The 13,920-nt window shown below is 69.9% G+C and carries 11 protein-coding genes; 4 read left to right on the top strand and 7 right to left on the bottom strand.

Annotated elements, in window-relative coordinates:
• Window positions 1-193 (bottom strand): acetyl-coenzyme A synthetase N-terminal domain-containing protein (locus tag E1161_RS22350; RefSeq protein ID WP_132626433.1); only part of this gene is annotated, 193 nt, incomplete at its 3' end.
• Between the two features lie 272 nt (window positions 194-465).
• Here E1161_RS22350 and E1161_RS22345 point away from each other — a divergent pair.
• On the top strand, window positions 466-1,212 hold the full coding sequence (locus E1161_RS22345; RefSeq protein WP_132626431.1) for a Fic family protein: 747 nt from the start codon (window positions 466-468) through the stop codon (window positions 1,210-1,212).
• Entirely contained in the window at window positions 1,212-2,144 is a 933-nt protein-coding gene (locus E1161_RS22340; protein WP_132626429.1) for a nucleoside hydrolase, read from the top strand. The genes E1161_RS22345 and E1161_RS22340 overlap by 1 nt, the downstream gene beginning before the upstream one ends.
• Before the next feature lie 58 nt (window positions 2,145-2,202).
• Here the strand turns inward: E1161_RS22340 and E1161_RS22335 are convergent, their stop codons facing one another.
• Together E1161_RS22335 and E1161_RS22330 are read right to left on the bottom strand one after the other, a co-directional pair.
• Window positions 2,203-3,114: an N-acetylmuramic acid 6-phosphate etherase gene (locus tag E1161_RS22335; protein ID WP_132626427.1), complete on the bottom strand. Its 912-nt coding sequence runs from the start codon at window positions 3,112-3,114 to the stop codon at window positions 2,203-2,205.
• 46 nt (window positions 3,115-3,160) lie between these two features.
• The gene (locus tag E1161_RS22330) at window positions 3,161-4,081 is read right to left on the bottom strand and encodes a MurR/RpiR family transcriptional regulator (protein ID WP_132626425.1); all 921 of its coding nucleotides are present in this window, start codon (window positions 4,079-4,081) and stop codon (window positions 3,161-3,163) included.
• A 267-nt stretch (window positions 4,082-4,348) separates the two neighbouring features.
• Here E1161_RS22330 and E1161_RS22325 point away from each other — a divergent pair, with 267 nt between their 5' ends.
• A complete protein-coding gene (locus E1161_RS22325; RefSeq protein WP_132626423.1) occupies window positions 4,349-5,971 on the top strand; it encodes a purine-cytosine permease family protein in 1,623 nt (540 codons plus the stop codon).
• A gap of 28 nt (window positions 5,972-5,999) precedes the next feature.
• Here the strand turns inward: E1161_RS22325 and E1161_RS22320 are convergent, their stop codons facing one another.
• The 4 genes from E1161_RS22320 to E1161_RS22305 all read right to left on the bottom strand — a co-directional run bounded on the left by E1161_RS22320 (window position 6,000) and on the right by E1161_RS22305 (window position 12,189).
• Window positions 6,000-7,736: a serine hydrolase domain-containing protein gene (locus E1161_RS22320; protein ID WP_132626421.1), complete on the bottom strand. Its 1,737-nt coding sequence runs from the start codon at window positions 7,734-7,736 to the stop codon at window positions 6,000-6,002.
• A gap of 10 nt (window positions 7,737-7,746) precedes the next feature.
• Entirely contained in the window at window positions 7,747-8,997 is a 1,251-nt protein-coding gene (locus E1161_RS22315) for an exo-beta-N-acetylmuramidase NamZ family protein (RefSeq protein WP_132626419.1), read from the bottom strand.
• 5 nt (window positions 8,998-9,002) lie between these two features.
• Window positions 9,003-10,775 carry a glycoside hydrolase family 3 protein gene (locus E1161_RS22310; protein WP_132626445.1) on the bottom strand — a complete coding sequence of 591 codons (1,773 nt, stop codon included), beginning with the start codon at window positions 10,773-10,775 and terminating at the stop codon, window positions 9,003-9,005.
• A 553-nt stretch (window positions 10,776-11,328) separates the two neighbouring features.
• Window positions 11,329-12,189 (bottom strand): HAD-IB family hydrolase, encoded by an 861-nt coding sequence (locus E1161_RS22305; protein ID WP_132626443.1) that lies wholly within the window; start codon window positions 12,187-12,189, stop codon window positions 11,329-11,331.
• A 607-nt stretch (window positions 12,190-12,796) separates the two neighbouring features.
• Here E1161_RS22305 and ssd point away from each other — a divergent pair.
• Entirely contained in the window at window positions 12,797-13,915 is a 1,119-nt protein-coding gene (ssd, locus tag E1161_RS22300) for a septum site-determining protein Ssd (protein WP_132626417.1), read from the top strand.
• Window positions 13,916-13,920 lie beyond the last annotated feature (5 nt).

Below are 13,920 nucleotides of genomic sequence, written 5' to 3'. Positions count from 1 at the left end.
CCTGGTTCCACTCGCTGTCCCACTGCAACCGCGATGCCTGCTCGGCCCAGAACGCCTCGCGGTCCGCATCGGCCTGGCCGTAGAGCGCCGACGTGGCGTTGGCCTGCGCCGCGAAATCCTCGGACGGCGGGAACGTCCTGCTTTCCGTCAGCAGGTTGTCGAGCGTGTTGCTCTGCCCGTCGGGCTGACTCATTGCCCAGAACCTCCCTGGAGATGTGAATGCAGTGATAGGGGAACCGTAGTGCGATCTGGTTCACTGCAACAGAGGTTTCGCTTGATTGGTTCAGACCATTCGGACGCAACGGGCCGGGTATTCAACGTCACCCTTCAGTTCCGAAATGAATGCGGCGCGTTGCCCTGCGATAACGCGGAGCTGAAGACATGCAACGTGGCTGCAACTGTGGCACAACTCGCACACGGGCCGCTCGCTGGGGTTTCCGGTACCGGCCGGTAGCGTCTGGAGTCGTGAACGACAAGCCATCGCTGGCACCGCTGCTGGAACTCGACGGGGTCGCAGACGCGGTGGCCGCCGCACGTGCCGCCATCGACGAGGTGCACCGGCACCCGGCCAACCGGCGCGGCTGGCCCGCCACCGCCGCCGAGGCCTCCGTGCGCGCGGCCCGCGCGTCCGCCGCAGTCGCGGGCGGTGCCACCGAGATCCCCGAGTCCGGAGAGGTCAGCGACCCGCTGCTGGCCGGATCGCTGCGCATCGCCGAAGCCATGGGCACCCTGCTGCCCACCTGGCAGCGCGCGCCCCGGCAGGCCCTGGCCCGGATGCACGTGCTCGCCGCGAGCGACCTCGTCGACGACCCCGACCAGCTCGGTCGGCCGCACGCCGACCCGGTGATCGCCGAACGGCTCGACCTGCTCAGCGAGATCATCACCGAGCCCAAGGCGCACGGCGCAGGGCCGGTGCTGGCAGCGGTGGTGCACGGAGAGCTGCTCGCGCTGGCCCCGTTCGGTCACGTCGACGGCGTCATCGCCCGCGCCGCCGCGCGGCTCGCCGTCATCGGCAGCGGCCTGGACCCCAAGGGTCTCGTCGTCCCCGAAGTCGCCTACTTCCGCCGGCAGGAGGACTACGCCGAGCGCGCGCTGGGCTTCGCCACCGGTGACCCCGACGCGGTCGCGTTCTGGACCACCTACTGCTGCTCCGCGCTCGAAGCGGGTGCCCGCGAGGCCGCCTCCATCGCCGACGCCGTTCAGGAGGGCTGATGGTGAAGGAGGTCCTGATCGACTGCGACCCCGGCATCGATGACGCCCTCGCGCTCGCGCTCGCGCACGGCGATCCGCGGTTGAACGTCGTGGGCATCACCGCCGTCGGCGGGAACGTGCCGCTGGAGTTCACCACCGAGAACTCGCTTCGGCTGCGCGACTTCTACGGCATGACCGCGCCGGTCGCGCGCGGCGCCGGGCGGCCGCTGGTGCGCGAGGGCATCAACGCCGGGAACGTGCACGGCGTGATGGGTCTCGGCGAGGTCGTGCTGCCGGAGACCGCGACCGAGCTGGACCCGCGCCACGCGGTGGACCTGATCATCGAGACGCTGGCCGCCGCCCCGGGCGAGATCAGCCTGATCGCTACGGGTCCGCTGACCAACATCGCGCTCGCCGTGCGCAAGGAGCCGCGGATCGTCGAGTGGGCGGCCGAGTTCGTGATCATGGGCGGCGCTTACACGCGCGGCAACCGGACTCCGGCGGCCGAGTTCAACGTCATGGCCGACCCCGAAGCCGCCGCCGTGGTCTTCGAAGCGGGCTGGACGACGGTCATGATCGGGCTCGACCTGACCCACCAGGCCCGCGCGAACGCCGAGGTCCGCACCCGCTTCGCCGGCCTCGGACGGCTCGAATCCGAGCTGCTCACGCCGTGCCTGGACTTCTACGGCCGGTTCCCCGACTACCGGGAGCTCGGCCCGGCGATCCACGACGCCTGCGCGGTCGCCTACCTGATCGACCCGACCCTGATGGACGCCGTTCCCGCGCGGGTCGACGTCGAGACGCAGGGCCGGTACACCTCGGGGATGACCGTCACCGACTTCCAGGCCCCGCCGGAGGCCAGGAACGCCTTGGTCCCGACGACGTTGGACCAGGGCCGCTTCTGGGACCTGATGACCGAGGCGTTCGGAGTCGTCGCCAAGTCGATGGCCTGACGGGCGGCGCGTTTGGCGAGGGTCCGGAGCCTCGCGGCTCGCACCGCCTGCGGGCGTCTTACGCCTCCAGGCTCCGGAGGGCGTCTCGGACGTGGCCGTCGGCCACGGCGAGGGCCGCTGCCGAGCGTTCGACGTCGGCGCCGGAGAGCAGGTGGACCAGGGCCGTCTTGAGGTCGTCGCCCGCTGCGGTGAGCGCGTCGGCGCACGCCTGCTCGGACTCGCCGGTCGACTCCTGCAGGATGTTGATCGTGCGTCCGCGCAGCTTGGCGTTGGTCGCGAGCATGCTGACCATGAAGTTCGAGTAGACCCGGCCCAGCTTGATCATCACGGCGGTCGAGAACGAGGTGAGCACCAGCTTCTGCGCGGTACCGGCCTTCATCCGGGTCGAGCCGCTGATCGGCTCCGGGCCGGTGTCGGCGGCGATGACCACGTCGGCCGGGACCTCGCCCGGGTCCGGGTTCGAGGTCAGCAGCGCGGTGCTGGCTCCGATCTCCTTCGCGGCGGTCAGCGCCGAGATCACGTAAGGGGTGCGGCCGGAGGCGGCCAGGCCGAAGACGAAGTCCTTGTCGGAGCCCTGCGCGCGGATCTCGCGGGCGCCCGCGTTCTCGTCGTCCTCGGCGTTCTCCACCGCCTGCTGGTACGCCTCCGGGCCTCCCGCCTGGTGCGCGATGAACCAGTCCGGCGGGGCGTTAAAGGTCGGGATCAGCTCGGCGGCGTCGAGCACGGCCAGCCGTCCCGACGTGCCCGCGCCCACGTAGTGCACCCGGCCACCGGACCGCAGCGCCGCCACCGCGAGGTCGACCGCCTCCGCCAGCTCCGGCAGCACGCGGCCGACGGCCTCCGGCACCGTGCGGTCCTCGCTGTTGAACAGCTGCAGGACGTCCAGCGTGGGGAGCAGGTCGATGTCGCGGGTGTTGGGGTTGGTCTGCTCGGTCGGTGATGCGACCCGAATAGCGTGATCCCGGCTCATCCATGCCTCCTGCTCGGTTGTTCGAGGCCGGCCGTGGCGCGGTGCATCACGACTCCTTGTGCCGGCGCCGATCGAGGCGACTGCCGAGGCGGTGTCCGGAGACGGCCTCGCGCGTCGCTTCCAGCGCCGTTCTGGTCTGCTCCAGGTGCCGCTGAGCGACACCGATGAACAAGCAGTCGATCACGGTCAGCTGTCCGATCCGGCTGGCCATCGCGCCGGACCGGTAGGTCGTCTCGCGCACTGCCGTGGTCAGCACGTGGTCGGTGACCTCGGTGATCGGGGAGCGCGCGAAGTTGGTGATCGCTCCGGTCGTGGCGCCGTGCCGCTTGGCCTCGCGCAGCGCCTCGACGGGCTCGGTGGTCGCGCCGGTGTGCGAGATGCCGATCGCGACGTCACCGGGTTCGAGCACGGCGGCTGAGGTCAGCGCGTTGTGCGTGTCCGACCAGGCGAAGCTGACCAGTCCGATGCGGTGCAACTTCTGCTGGAGGTCGAGGGCCACGAAGGCGCTCGCCCCTACCCCGTAGACGTCGATGCGGCGCGCGGTGGCGACCGCGTCGACCAGCGCTTTCAGCGATGCGGCGTCGAGCTGGCCCGCGGTTTCCTCGACGGCCTTGGCGTCGGCGTAGCCGACCTTGGAGATGATGTCGCCGATGCCGTCGTCCGGGCCGATGTCGCCGCCCAGCTCCCGATCGCGGGTCGAGGTGCGCGCGGTGTCGGCGGCCAGGGCGATCCGCAGGTCCGGGTATCCGCCGACGCCGATCGCCTTGCAGAACCGGGTGACGGTCGTTTCACTGGTGCCGGCCGCCTCGGCGACCTCGGTGATGCTGCGGCGCGAGATCGAGGCGGGATCGGCGAGCACGATGTTGGCCACGCGCTGCTCTGCCCGCGCGAGTCCGGGCAACAGCGAGCGAATCTTGACGAGGGGGCTGCCCTCGCTCGATTCAGCGGAGGTCTCTGTAATGGCCATGTGGGAAACTTACTAACCGTTTCTCGTGCAGGTCAATGCATATCTCGAGCGTTCGTCGAGTAGACGGTGCTCACCCGTGTCCAGGTTGCACCCTCGGCGCGTTGTTCGGCGAGGACCAACTGCCCGGTCCTCTGAGATCGACATCTACACCTCTTCGGCGGCCGCCGCCGAGCGTTCTCGTCATCTGGCAGAAACGCGCTTCGCCAGTGGCGGAAACATCCGGCGCGGACACTTCCGGCCGCACGCGTTCGGCAGAGGAGGGGCTTGATGGTCGTCGATTCACCGCGCAAGGACTCGTCGCAGGACCAAGCGGCGCGGGAGACGCTGGAGGATTACACGCTCCGCTTCGCCCCCCGCAGCTACCGGCGCTGGAAACCCGGCGTGGTGGCCACGACCGCGCTGGGCGGCATCGCCTACCTCGCCGACTTCTCGATCGGCGCAGGCATCGGCCTGAGCTACGGCACGATCAACGCCCTGGTGGCGATCCTGGTCGCCGCGCTGATCATCTTCGTGACCGGCGTGCCGCTGGCCTACTACGGTGCCCGCTACAACATCGACCTCGACCTGATCACCCGCGGCTCCGGGTTCGGCTACTACGGGTCGGTTCTGACCAGTGTGATCTTCGGCAGCTTCACGTTCATCTTCTTCGCCACCGAGGGCGCGATCATGGCCCAGGGCCTGCACGCCGGGCTCGGCGTACCGCTGTGGTTGGGCTACCTGATCACGACGCTGATCGTGGTCCCGCTCGTCATCTACGGCATGAAGGCGCTCAGCAAGCTGCAGGTGTGGACGACCCCGTTGTGGTTGCTGCTGATGGTCGGTCCGATCGGCTACCTGGTGATCGTCGACCCGGGCTCGGTGAGCGGTTGGCTGGCCTTCACCGGCGAGGAGGGCGGCGACCTCAACGCCGCGTCGGTCATGCTCGGCGCGGGCGTCGCTCTGTCGCTCATGGCACAGATCGGCGAGCAGGTCGACTACCTGCGGTTCATGCCGCCGCGCACCGAGGCCAACAAGCGCTCCTGGTGGTTGTCGACGCTGGTCGCGGGGCCGGGATGGGTCGTGTTCGGGGCCGTCAAGCAAGCCACGGGCGCGTTCCTGGCGTTCTTCATCATGGGTGCCGCCGGGGCCGCGGCAACCGAGCCGGTGCAGCAGTTCATGGGCATCTACGAGCTGTTCATGCCGGTCTGGCTGGCGGTCCCGCTGGCCGTGGCGCTGGTGGTGCTCAGCCAGGTCAAGATCAACGTCACGAACGCCTACTCCGGTTCCCTGACCTGGACGAACTCCTTCACCCGGGTCACCAAGCGCTACCCGGGCCGGATCGTGTTCGTGCTGGCGAACCTGACGGTCGCGCTGATCCTGATGGAGGCGAACATGTTCGCCTTCCTGAACTCCGTGCTGAGCTTCTACGCCAACTGCGCGATCGCCTGGGTGTGCACGGTGGCTGCCGACATCATGATCAACAAGTACGTGCTGAAGCTGTCGCCGAAGGAGCCGGAATTCCGGCGCGGGATGCTCCACGCGATCAACCCGGTGGGTGTGACGGCCTTCCTGGCCTCTGCGGTCGTCTCGATCGCGATCTACTTCGGGACCTTCGGCGAGGCCGTCCAGCCGTACTCCCCGATCGCTGCCGTGGCGATCGCGGGGGTGCTGACCCCGGTGATGGCGATCGCGACTCGTGGTCGGTTCTACCTGCGGCGAACCGACGACGGGATCGCCGAGCCCCGGTTCGACGCCAGCGGAACTCCGGTCGCGACCCGCTACACCTGCGACTACTGCTCGCAGGAGTTCGAGCGGCCGGACGTGCTGGCCAGCCCGGAGGCGGGCAAGATCGTCTGCTCGTTGTGCGTGACGACCGACAAGACCGGGACGCTGGTGCTGCCGGCTTCCTAGGGGCCGCCGGTGGAAGTACCGGAACGCTTCAGCGGTGGGCGGAGGTCCAACCGTCGAGGTGCAGCTCGGTGGAGTCGCGCTCGGAGTCGAGCAGGGTGCGATCGCCGTCGGTGGCCTTGAGGCCGTCGAGGTTGACCCCGCGACCCTCGTACTGCGCGTCGACGTTGTAGCGCCAGCGCAGCTGGACCTCCTTGCCCGGCTCGGGGGGTACCTCGCCCTTGACCTTCCACCAGGCGCGGTGCCCCGAACCCGCCAGCGCCGGCTGCGGGCCCTCCGGGGCGCCAGGACCGGACGCGGTCAGCGGCACCGGCCGCCAGTTCACCCCGTCCGAGCTGGACTCGACGGTGAGCGCGTCGGTGCCGTCGGCGTCCTGCTGGGTGTCGATGAAGGCGTCGAACGACACCTCCAGAGGCCCGTCCGCAGGGCCCAGCGGCGCGCTGGTCAGCGTCGCCGTCCCGGGAGCGTGGAACGATGCGCGGCCGTGGCGGGGGAAGACCGCCAGCGCACGGGCCATGCCCTGCGCGAGGGTTTGGCGGGCGCGGTTGTTGGAGCCCCACTCGCGCGACGGGTGCACGCGGTTGGTGAGCAGCACCACCACCGACCGCGATGCCGGGTCGATGACCAGCGACGTCCCGGTGTAGCCGGTGTGCCCGGCGGTGCGCGGGGCGCTGAGCCCGGCCATGTACCAGCGCTGGTCGAGCTCGAAGCCGAGACCGTGCGAGTTCTCGGGGAACTCGGTGTTGAAGTCGGTCAGCATCTTCTCGACGGTGCGCTCGGAGAGGATCCGGGTGCCGCCGTAGGTCCCGCCGTTGAGCAGCGTCTGCCCGAGCTTCGCCAGGTCGTCGGCGGTCGAGAAGACACCGGCTTGACCGGCCACGCCGCCCAGTGACCAGGCGTTCTCGTCGTGCACCTGGCCGCGCACCATGCCGCGCGGCGGGTCGGCCTGGAACTCGGTGGCCGCGATGCGGTGCAGCTGGGACTCGGGCGGGTTGTAGCCGGTGTCGCGCATGCCCAGCGGCTTGGTGATCCACTCCTGGACGACCTGGTCCAGCGGGTGCCCCGTGACCCGTTCGACCAGCACGCCGAGGACGATCATGTTCGGGTCGGAGTACTCGTAGTTCGTGCCCGGCGGGTGCTCGGGGGTCAGCGCCATGACCGACGGGATGCGCTGCTCCGGCGGCAGGTTCCGCAGCTGCACCTCGGCCTGCAGCCCGGAGGTGTGGGTGAGCAGCTGCTCGACGGTGATGCCCTGCTTGCCGTTGACCGCGAACTCCGGCAAGTGCTCGGCGACCGGATCGTCCAGCGAGATCTTCCCGTCGTCCACGAGCTGCAGCGCGGTGATCGAGGTGAACAGCTTGCTGATCGAGGCGACGTCGAAGATCGTGTCGGCGCGCATCGGTTCCTGGTCCTGCGCGGGGAGTTCGGTGCCCTTGCCGTCGGCGTAGCGCAGCCGCTCGCCCGCGGCCGTGCGGCTGACGACCACGCCGTCGTGCGCGAGCAGGCCCACGGCACCGGCGTACATCGGGTGTTCCAGGTCAGGCGTCTTCTCCGTCCACGCCGCGAGCTGCCGCCACGCGTCGTCGATCGGCTTCGGGTCGAGTCCGATGCCCGAGGGTGTGCCGTCCTGCAGCAGCGTTTCGGCGGGCGCGAAGCCGTCCTGGGGACGGTCGAAGTGTCCTGCGGCCCGTCCCTGCGCGGCCACGGCCGAGCCGCCCAGCGCGGTCAGCGACAGCAGCGCCACGGCCGCCAGCGCGGTCTTGCCCATCCAAGCCCCCTCAGCGGTACAGCAGGTAGGGATCGCGATGCCGACGGAAGTCGACGACGTCCTGCCGCCAGGAATCGGTGATCTCGCCAACGTCGGCGCCCGCGTCCACCATGCCGCGCAGCCGGTCCGAGCCGGACAACTTGTCGACCATCCCATCCTCTCGCCAGGAGAAGAGCTGGGGGTAGAGCCGTCGGGCTGTGACCAACATCGCAACGGTGAGGTGGATCGGATCGAGATCACCCGTGCGGTGCAGCTGCACGCCACCGCAGGGCTGCTCGGCGTGCTTGGAGAACGTCGGGACGAAGTAGGTCTCGCGGAACCGGACGCCCTCGATGCCCAGCTTGTTGAGCTCCTCGGCCCACTTCCAGTCGACGCCGGGCGCCCCGATGATCTCGAACGGACGCGTCGTGCCGCGCCCCTCCGACCACGTAGTGCCCTCGAACAACCCGGTTCCCGGGTACACCGCCGCGGTGTCCGGGGTGGGCATGTTGGGGCTCGGCGGAACCCACGGCAGGCCGGTGTCGGCGGTGCGCCCCTGCCAGCCCTCGACCCGGATCACGTTGAGCTGCGGCAGCGGCGAGGGCAGGTGCGCGCGGTCGAACATCCGCGCCAGCTCGCCGACGGTCATGCCGTGCTGCAGCACGATCGGCAGCTCACCGACGCCGGAGGCGAACCGCGGGTCCAGCTGCGGCCCGGCGACCAGCGGACCGACCGGGTTCGGCCGGTCCAGCACGGTGAAGCCCAGGCCGAGCTGCTGCGCGGCCTGCATCGCCGTGTGCATCGTCCAGATGTAGGTGTAGAAGCGGGCGCCGACGTCGGCGATGTCGAAGACGACCTGCTCGACACCGGCCTTGCGGAACAGCTCGGCGAGCTTGGTCGCATCGGCGCCGTAGGCGTCGTAGACGGGCAACCCGGTGCGCGGATCGCGGTAGTCGCCCTCGGACCCGCCGGCCTGCGACGTGCCGCGGAACCCGTGCTCGGGCCCGAACACCGCCGCGATGTCGACCTCGCCGCCCGCGTGCATCACGTCCACCAGGTGATCCAGCGAGGACAGCACGCCCGTCGGGTTGGTGACGATGCCGAGGCGGTGCCCGGCGAGGTCCGAGAAGCCCCTGCTCGCCAGCACGTCCGCGCCGGTGCGCACCACTCCGGGCGCGGTCTGCGCGGGCTTGGCCGCGCAGGCCGAACTGGACGCCACGCCGACGGCCGGGACCGCTAGGGCCGAGGCGGTGAGGAAGCGCCGCCTGCCGATTCCGCTCATGCTGTTCACCAGGCCAAACCGAAGCCGAAGGGATACCGGTCGGTTCCAGGCCTACCAGGCTCGGGCACCGGGACCGGGAGCTTGCCCGCGGGCGTGGTCTCGCCGAAGAGGACCTTGGCGACCGATTCCATGGCGACCGGCTTGTCGGAGTAGCTGGCGATCCAGGCGGGCACGTCGACGTAGGCGGCGTCGTACGGGTCGCGCACGGCCACGGCCACGACCGGCTTGCCGGTCGCCTGCAGCGCGCGCACGAGGTCCAGCTGCCCGGCGTTGTCGGGATTCCAGGCGGCGCTGGTCAGCACCACCGCGACGTCGTGGGCCTTGGCCTGCTCGACGGCCTGGCCGATCTGCTCCTGCGTCGGCTTCGTGCCGGTGGTCAGCGCGGAGCTCTGCGGCCCGCGCGCCCGCACCGAGTCGGACAGCGCCTTCGCGCCCTGCTCGCTCGCGCCGGTCACGAACACCTTGCCGGGCGACTTCAGCGGCAGCGCGGCATCGTTGCGCAGCAGCGTCGTGGTGCGGTCGGTGATCCGCTGGGCGTCGGCGAGGTGCTGCTGGTTGCCGACGATCGAACCCACCTTGGACACGTCGACGAACGGGTTGGCCAGCACACCCCGGCCCTCCTTGAGCTTGAGCACCCGCGAGACGCTCTCGTCGATGCGCTGCTCGGTGAGCCGCCCGTCGCGGACGGCCGCGATCACGCCGTCGATGGCGACCTGCAGGTCCTGCGGCATCAGCATCACGTCGGCGCCCGCCTGCAGCGCCAGCACCGGGATCTCGGAATCGGGGTGCTGCTGGCGGACGCCTTCCATCTGCAGCGAGTCGGTGAACACCACGCCCTGGTAGCCGAGCTCCTGGCGCAGCATGCCGGTGAGCACCTTCGGAGCCAGCGTGGCCGGCTGGCCCGAGTCGTCGAGCTTGGGGACCACGATGTGCGCGCTCATCACCGAGTCGGTGCTGGCCGCGATCGCTTCCTTGAACGGCGGCGCGTCCAGCTGCTCCCACTGCTGCCGGTCGTGCTCGATGACCGGCAGCGCGGTGTGGCTGTCGGTGTTGGTGTCACCGTGGCCCGGGAAGTGCTTCACCGAGGCCGAAACGCCTTCACCGGCGGCTTGGGCGTCTTCGTAGCCGCGCACCTGGGCCGCGGTGAACTGCGCGGCCAGCGCCGGGTCGGAGGAGAACGAGCGGACGCCGATGACCGGGTTCGCCGGGTTGACGTTGACGTCACCGCTGGGGGCGAAGTTCATGTTCAGGCCCATGGCGCGCAGTTCCTGGCCGGTGATGGCCGCCGCGCGCTCGGCGTCCTGCGGGCTGCGGCCGGCGCCGAGCGCCATGTTGCCGGGCAGCTGCGTGGCGGGCTCGGTGATCCGGGTGACCTGGCCCTGCTCCTGGTCGGTGGAGATCAGCAGCGGCACCCGCGCGCCCGAACTCGTCGCTGCGGTCTGCAGCCCGTTGGACAGCTCAGCGACCTGCTTCGGGTCGTAGAGGCTGTTGGACCAGGTGAAGTGGATGATCCCGCCGAGGTGGTACTCCTGCACCACCTGCGCCGGGGTGTCGACGCCGAACTCCTCCCGATTGGCAGGGTCGGGCGTGTCCGCGGTGCGGCCGTAGGCATAGGTGACGAACAGCTGCCCGACCTTCTCCTCCAGCGTCATCTCGCGGAGCAGTCCGTCGGCGGTCTGAACCCGAGGTTCCAAGGCGCTTCCGGTGGTGGTCAGAGCGGCAGCTCCCACGGCCAGCGCGCTCAACGCGACGACGGCGCGTCGGGTTCGGGTCTTCAGGGCCACATCGGCCTCCCTGCACCAGGCGGAAACTGTTCACCACGAACGCGGACAATTGAGGAAATTACTCACGGTGAATGGGGAGGTCAACGACTCGGACTGCTCCGATCGTTGATTTCTGCGGTGGGGGGCAGATGCCGCCGGTCCCGGGATTGCGCACGGCGCTGCGTTCGGCCTCGCCGCGATGCGGCGAGCGGAAGCCCATTTCGGCGCTCGTTCGACCTCGGTCGGCGGGCTGGAGCGCGAAAGAGCGGCGCCCGTGCGGGCGCCGCCCTCTCCGCGCGAGGTCTTGGGTTACCAAGCGTGCTGTTCGTCGTAACTTTCGGGCTAGGCGTCCGGCGTCCCGCGACGCAACCCTGTGCACGACAGCCTTATCTGCGGCGACGCGTGGGTTCTCAAGTCTCGCGCGCGGAGCCTGAGAGGGGTGGACGCTGTTTCTCCTCCACAACGTCCCTGGCCAAACAGGGTCCGCACTTCCCTTTGTAGACCGTGACGCCCGTCACTGCAAGGGTCTGCCAGGGCGAAGCGGGCAGCGATCTACCAGCGGTTCCGGTCACCGCCTGCGACGCCAGGCGCGCACGCCCCACCAGGTCGCGCCGGCGGCGGCCACGGCGCTGAGCCCGACGCCGGCGGCGGTGACGGCGGCGCGGGATGGGGTCGGGATGCGGGCGCGCAGCGAGATGGGGTGCTCGAAGGCCAGCGAGGGCCAGCCGCGCTGGACGGCTTCCTTGCGCAAACCGCGGTCGGGGTTGACGACGGTCGGGTGTCCGACGGTTTCGAGCAGCGGCATGTCGGTGACCGAGTCGGAGTAGGCATAGCACTCGCCGAGGTCGTAGTCGTACTTGTCGGCGAGTTCGCGGGCGGCGACCGCCTTGTTCTCGGCGGAGCAGTAGAAGTCGACCTCGCCGGTGTAGCGGCCCTCGGAGACGACCATGCGCGTGCCGGACCAGTGGTCGGCGCCGAGGAGCTTGGCGATGGGGGCGACGACTTCCTGCCCGGAGGCCGACAGCACGACGATCTCGTGGCCCTGGTCCTGGTGGTCGGTGATGAGCTGGGTGGCTTCCTTGTAGACGAGCGGGTCGACGATGTCGTGGAGGGTTTCCTCGACGATCGCATTGACCTGGTCGATGTCCCAGCCGGTGCACAGCGACGTGATGTGCGCGCGCATCCGGTCCATCTGGTCGGCGTCGGCGCCGGCGAGCATGAAGACGAACTGCGCGTAGGCGCTCTTGAGCACCGCTCGGCGGTTGATCAGCCCTTCTTGGAAGAACGGGCGGCTGAAGGCGAGCGTGCTCGACTTGGCGATGATGGTCTTGTCCAGGTCGAAGAACGCGGCCACCCGGCGTCCGGAAGCGGCGGCGGGGTTCGCGGGCTCAGTCACGCTGACAGCATACGAGTCGCGTCGACGTGGCATTTCCAGGCTGGTTCCGGTCATGCGCGCACAATCCTGCGATGTTGTCCGGCGGAGTGCTTTGGAAGAGCGATTTTTCACACACCGTGTGGTTATCGAAAGGTTGCTCCCCGTTCGGGTTGGATTTTTCGCCACGAATGAATGGGTCTGGCCAGTTTGTCGGGCACTGAGAGCAAAGACGTTCCCTCAAATGGACGGGAGGCATTACTAGGGATCTGCGGGATACAGTGTGGGGAGTCCGGCAAGACCGGACCAGTTCAGCTCGACCCCCCGGAGCTGAACTACGACGACCCCCGCCCCTCCCCCCTGGCGGGGGTCGTCTCGTCTTCGGACGCTCCCACCTGCGCGGAGTTCGTGCTCGCGCAACAGTCATCGGTGAGCTAGATGTGAGTTCCCTTCATTCCTTCTGCGGTCCTGGTGCAACTCCTTCGGGTCAGACGAGTCATTCACAGCGAACGAGTTGATCCACAGATTTCAGAAATCGCTTGGCAGTCGACAGGGCCTCCGGTCACCTTGGACAACGAGCGGCCATTCGCGGCACAACGCTCCTTCTTCCGGCCTATGCGGAAGTGGTTTTTCCTCCGAAAAGTCCTGATCCAAGGAGCCCGTCATGCCCGCGGCAGCACAATCACCGACCCCCACGACCGCGCGCCCGCTGCTGGTGGTGCGCGACGCCGAGCTGGCGGAGGACGTCTCACGGCTGGCCGCGGCCTCCGCCGGAACGATCGAGCGCGCGCCACGGCTGCTACCCGCGGCGTGGCGCGCGGCGCCGCTGGTGGTGCTCGACGAGACGACCGCCGCCGCGTGCGCCACTCACGGACTCCCGCGCAGGCGTGGTGTCGCGCTGATCTGCCGGACGACAGGTGAACGGCTGTGGCGGACCGCGTTCGACATCGGTGCCGAGCGGGTGCTGACCCTGCCCTCGGACGAGCACGAGCTGATCGAGCTGCTGGCCGACGCCGCGGACGCACCGGTCGGCGAGGGTCGGGTCCTGGCCGTGCTCGGCGGATGCGGTGGTGCCGGCGCTTCGGCCCTGGCCACCGCCGCCTCGGTGGTCGCCGCCCGCTCCGGCGGCCGGTCGTTGCTGGTCGACTGCGATCCGTTCGGCGGCGGCCTGGACCTCGTTGCGGGCATGGAGCGCGATGAGGGCGTGCGCTGGTCGGGCTTGTCGGTCGGCACCGGTCGGCTTGGTGCCGGAGCGCTGCGCGAAGCGCTGCCGACGAAGCGGGTCGGGCGCGGAGAACTGGCCGTGCTTGCCTGCGACCGTGACCGGACGCCGAGCGGACTGACGCAGGAAGGCGTGCGCGCGGTCCTCGGAGCCGGTCGCCGTTCCGGCGCGACCGTGGTCTGCGACCTGCCGCGCTGCCCAGCGCCGGGTGACTCCGACGAGTCGGTGCTCGGTGACGCAGAGCTCGTGGTCGTCGTGGTGCCCGCGGAAGTGCGTGCGTGCGCGGCGGCGGCGCGGGTCGTCGCCTCGGTGACCGAACGCGCGGGACGCCGAGTGCGGTTGGTGGTGCGCGGACCCTCCCCGGGCGGGCTGCGCCCGCGCGACGTCGCGCGGGCCGCTGGCGCGCCGGTGCTCGCCACGATGCGACCACAGCCGCGCTTGCCCGCCGCCGTCGACCGCGGTGACCTCGTCTCCGCGCTGCACCGCCGCAGCCCGCTGGCCTCGGCGGCCGGGGCGGTGCTGGCCGAGCTCGCCTCGGCGGAGTCGCCGGTACCGCGCTGAACCCC

It is taken from the genome of Saccharopolyspora aridisoli (assembly GCF_004348445.1).
Lineage (GTDB): Bacteria > Actinomycetota > Actinomycetes > Mycobacteriales > Pseudonocardiaceae > Saccharopolyspora > Saccharopolyspora aridisoli.
Note: the sequence above shows the minus strand (reverse complement) of the source record. Positions and strands in the feature narration are given on the sequence as shown.

Excerpts from the sequence above, each read along its gene's own strand:
- E1161_RS22340 (WP_132626429.1), top strand. The coding sequence starts at position 1,212 with ATGGTGAAGGAGGTCCTGATCGACTGCGACCCCGGCATCGATGACGCC.
- E1161_RS22335 (WP_132626427.1), bottom strand. The coding sequence starts at position 3,114 with ATGAGCCGGGATCACGCTATTCGGGTCGCATCACCGACCGAGCAGACC.
- E1161_RS22330 (WP_132626425.1), bottom strand. The coding sequence starts at position 4,081 with ATGGCCATTACAGAGACCTCCGCTGAATCGAGCGAGGGCAGCCCCCTC.
- E1161_RS22325 (WP_132626423.1), top strand. The coding sequence starts at position 4,349 with ATGGTCGTCGATTCACCGCGCAAGGACTCGTCGCAGGACCAAGCGGCG.
- E1161_RS22320 (WP_132626421.1), bottom strand. The coding sequence starts at position 7,736 with ATGGGCAAGACCGCGCTGGCGGCCGTGGCGCTGCTGTCGCTGACCGCG.
- E1161_RS22315 (WP_132626419.1), bottom strand. The coding sequence starts at position 8,997 with ATGAGCGGAATCGGCAGGCGGCGCTTCCTCACCGCCTCGGCCCTAGCG.
- E1161_RS22305 (WP_132626443.1), bottom strand. The coding sequence starts at position 12,189 with ATGCCACGTCGACGCGACTCGTATGCTGTCAGCGTGACTGAGCCCGCG.
- ssd (WP_132626417.1), top strand. The coding sequence starts at position 12,797 with ATGCCCGCGGCAGCACAATCACCGACCCCCACGACCGCGCGCCCGCTG.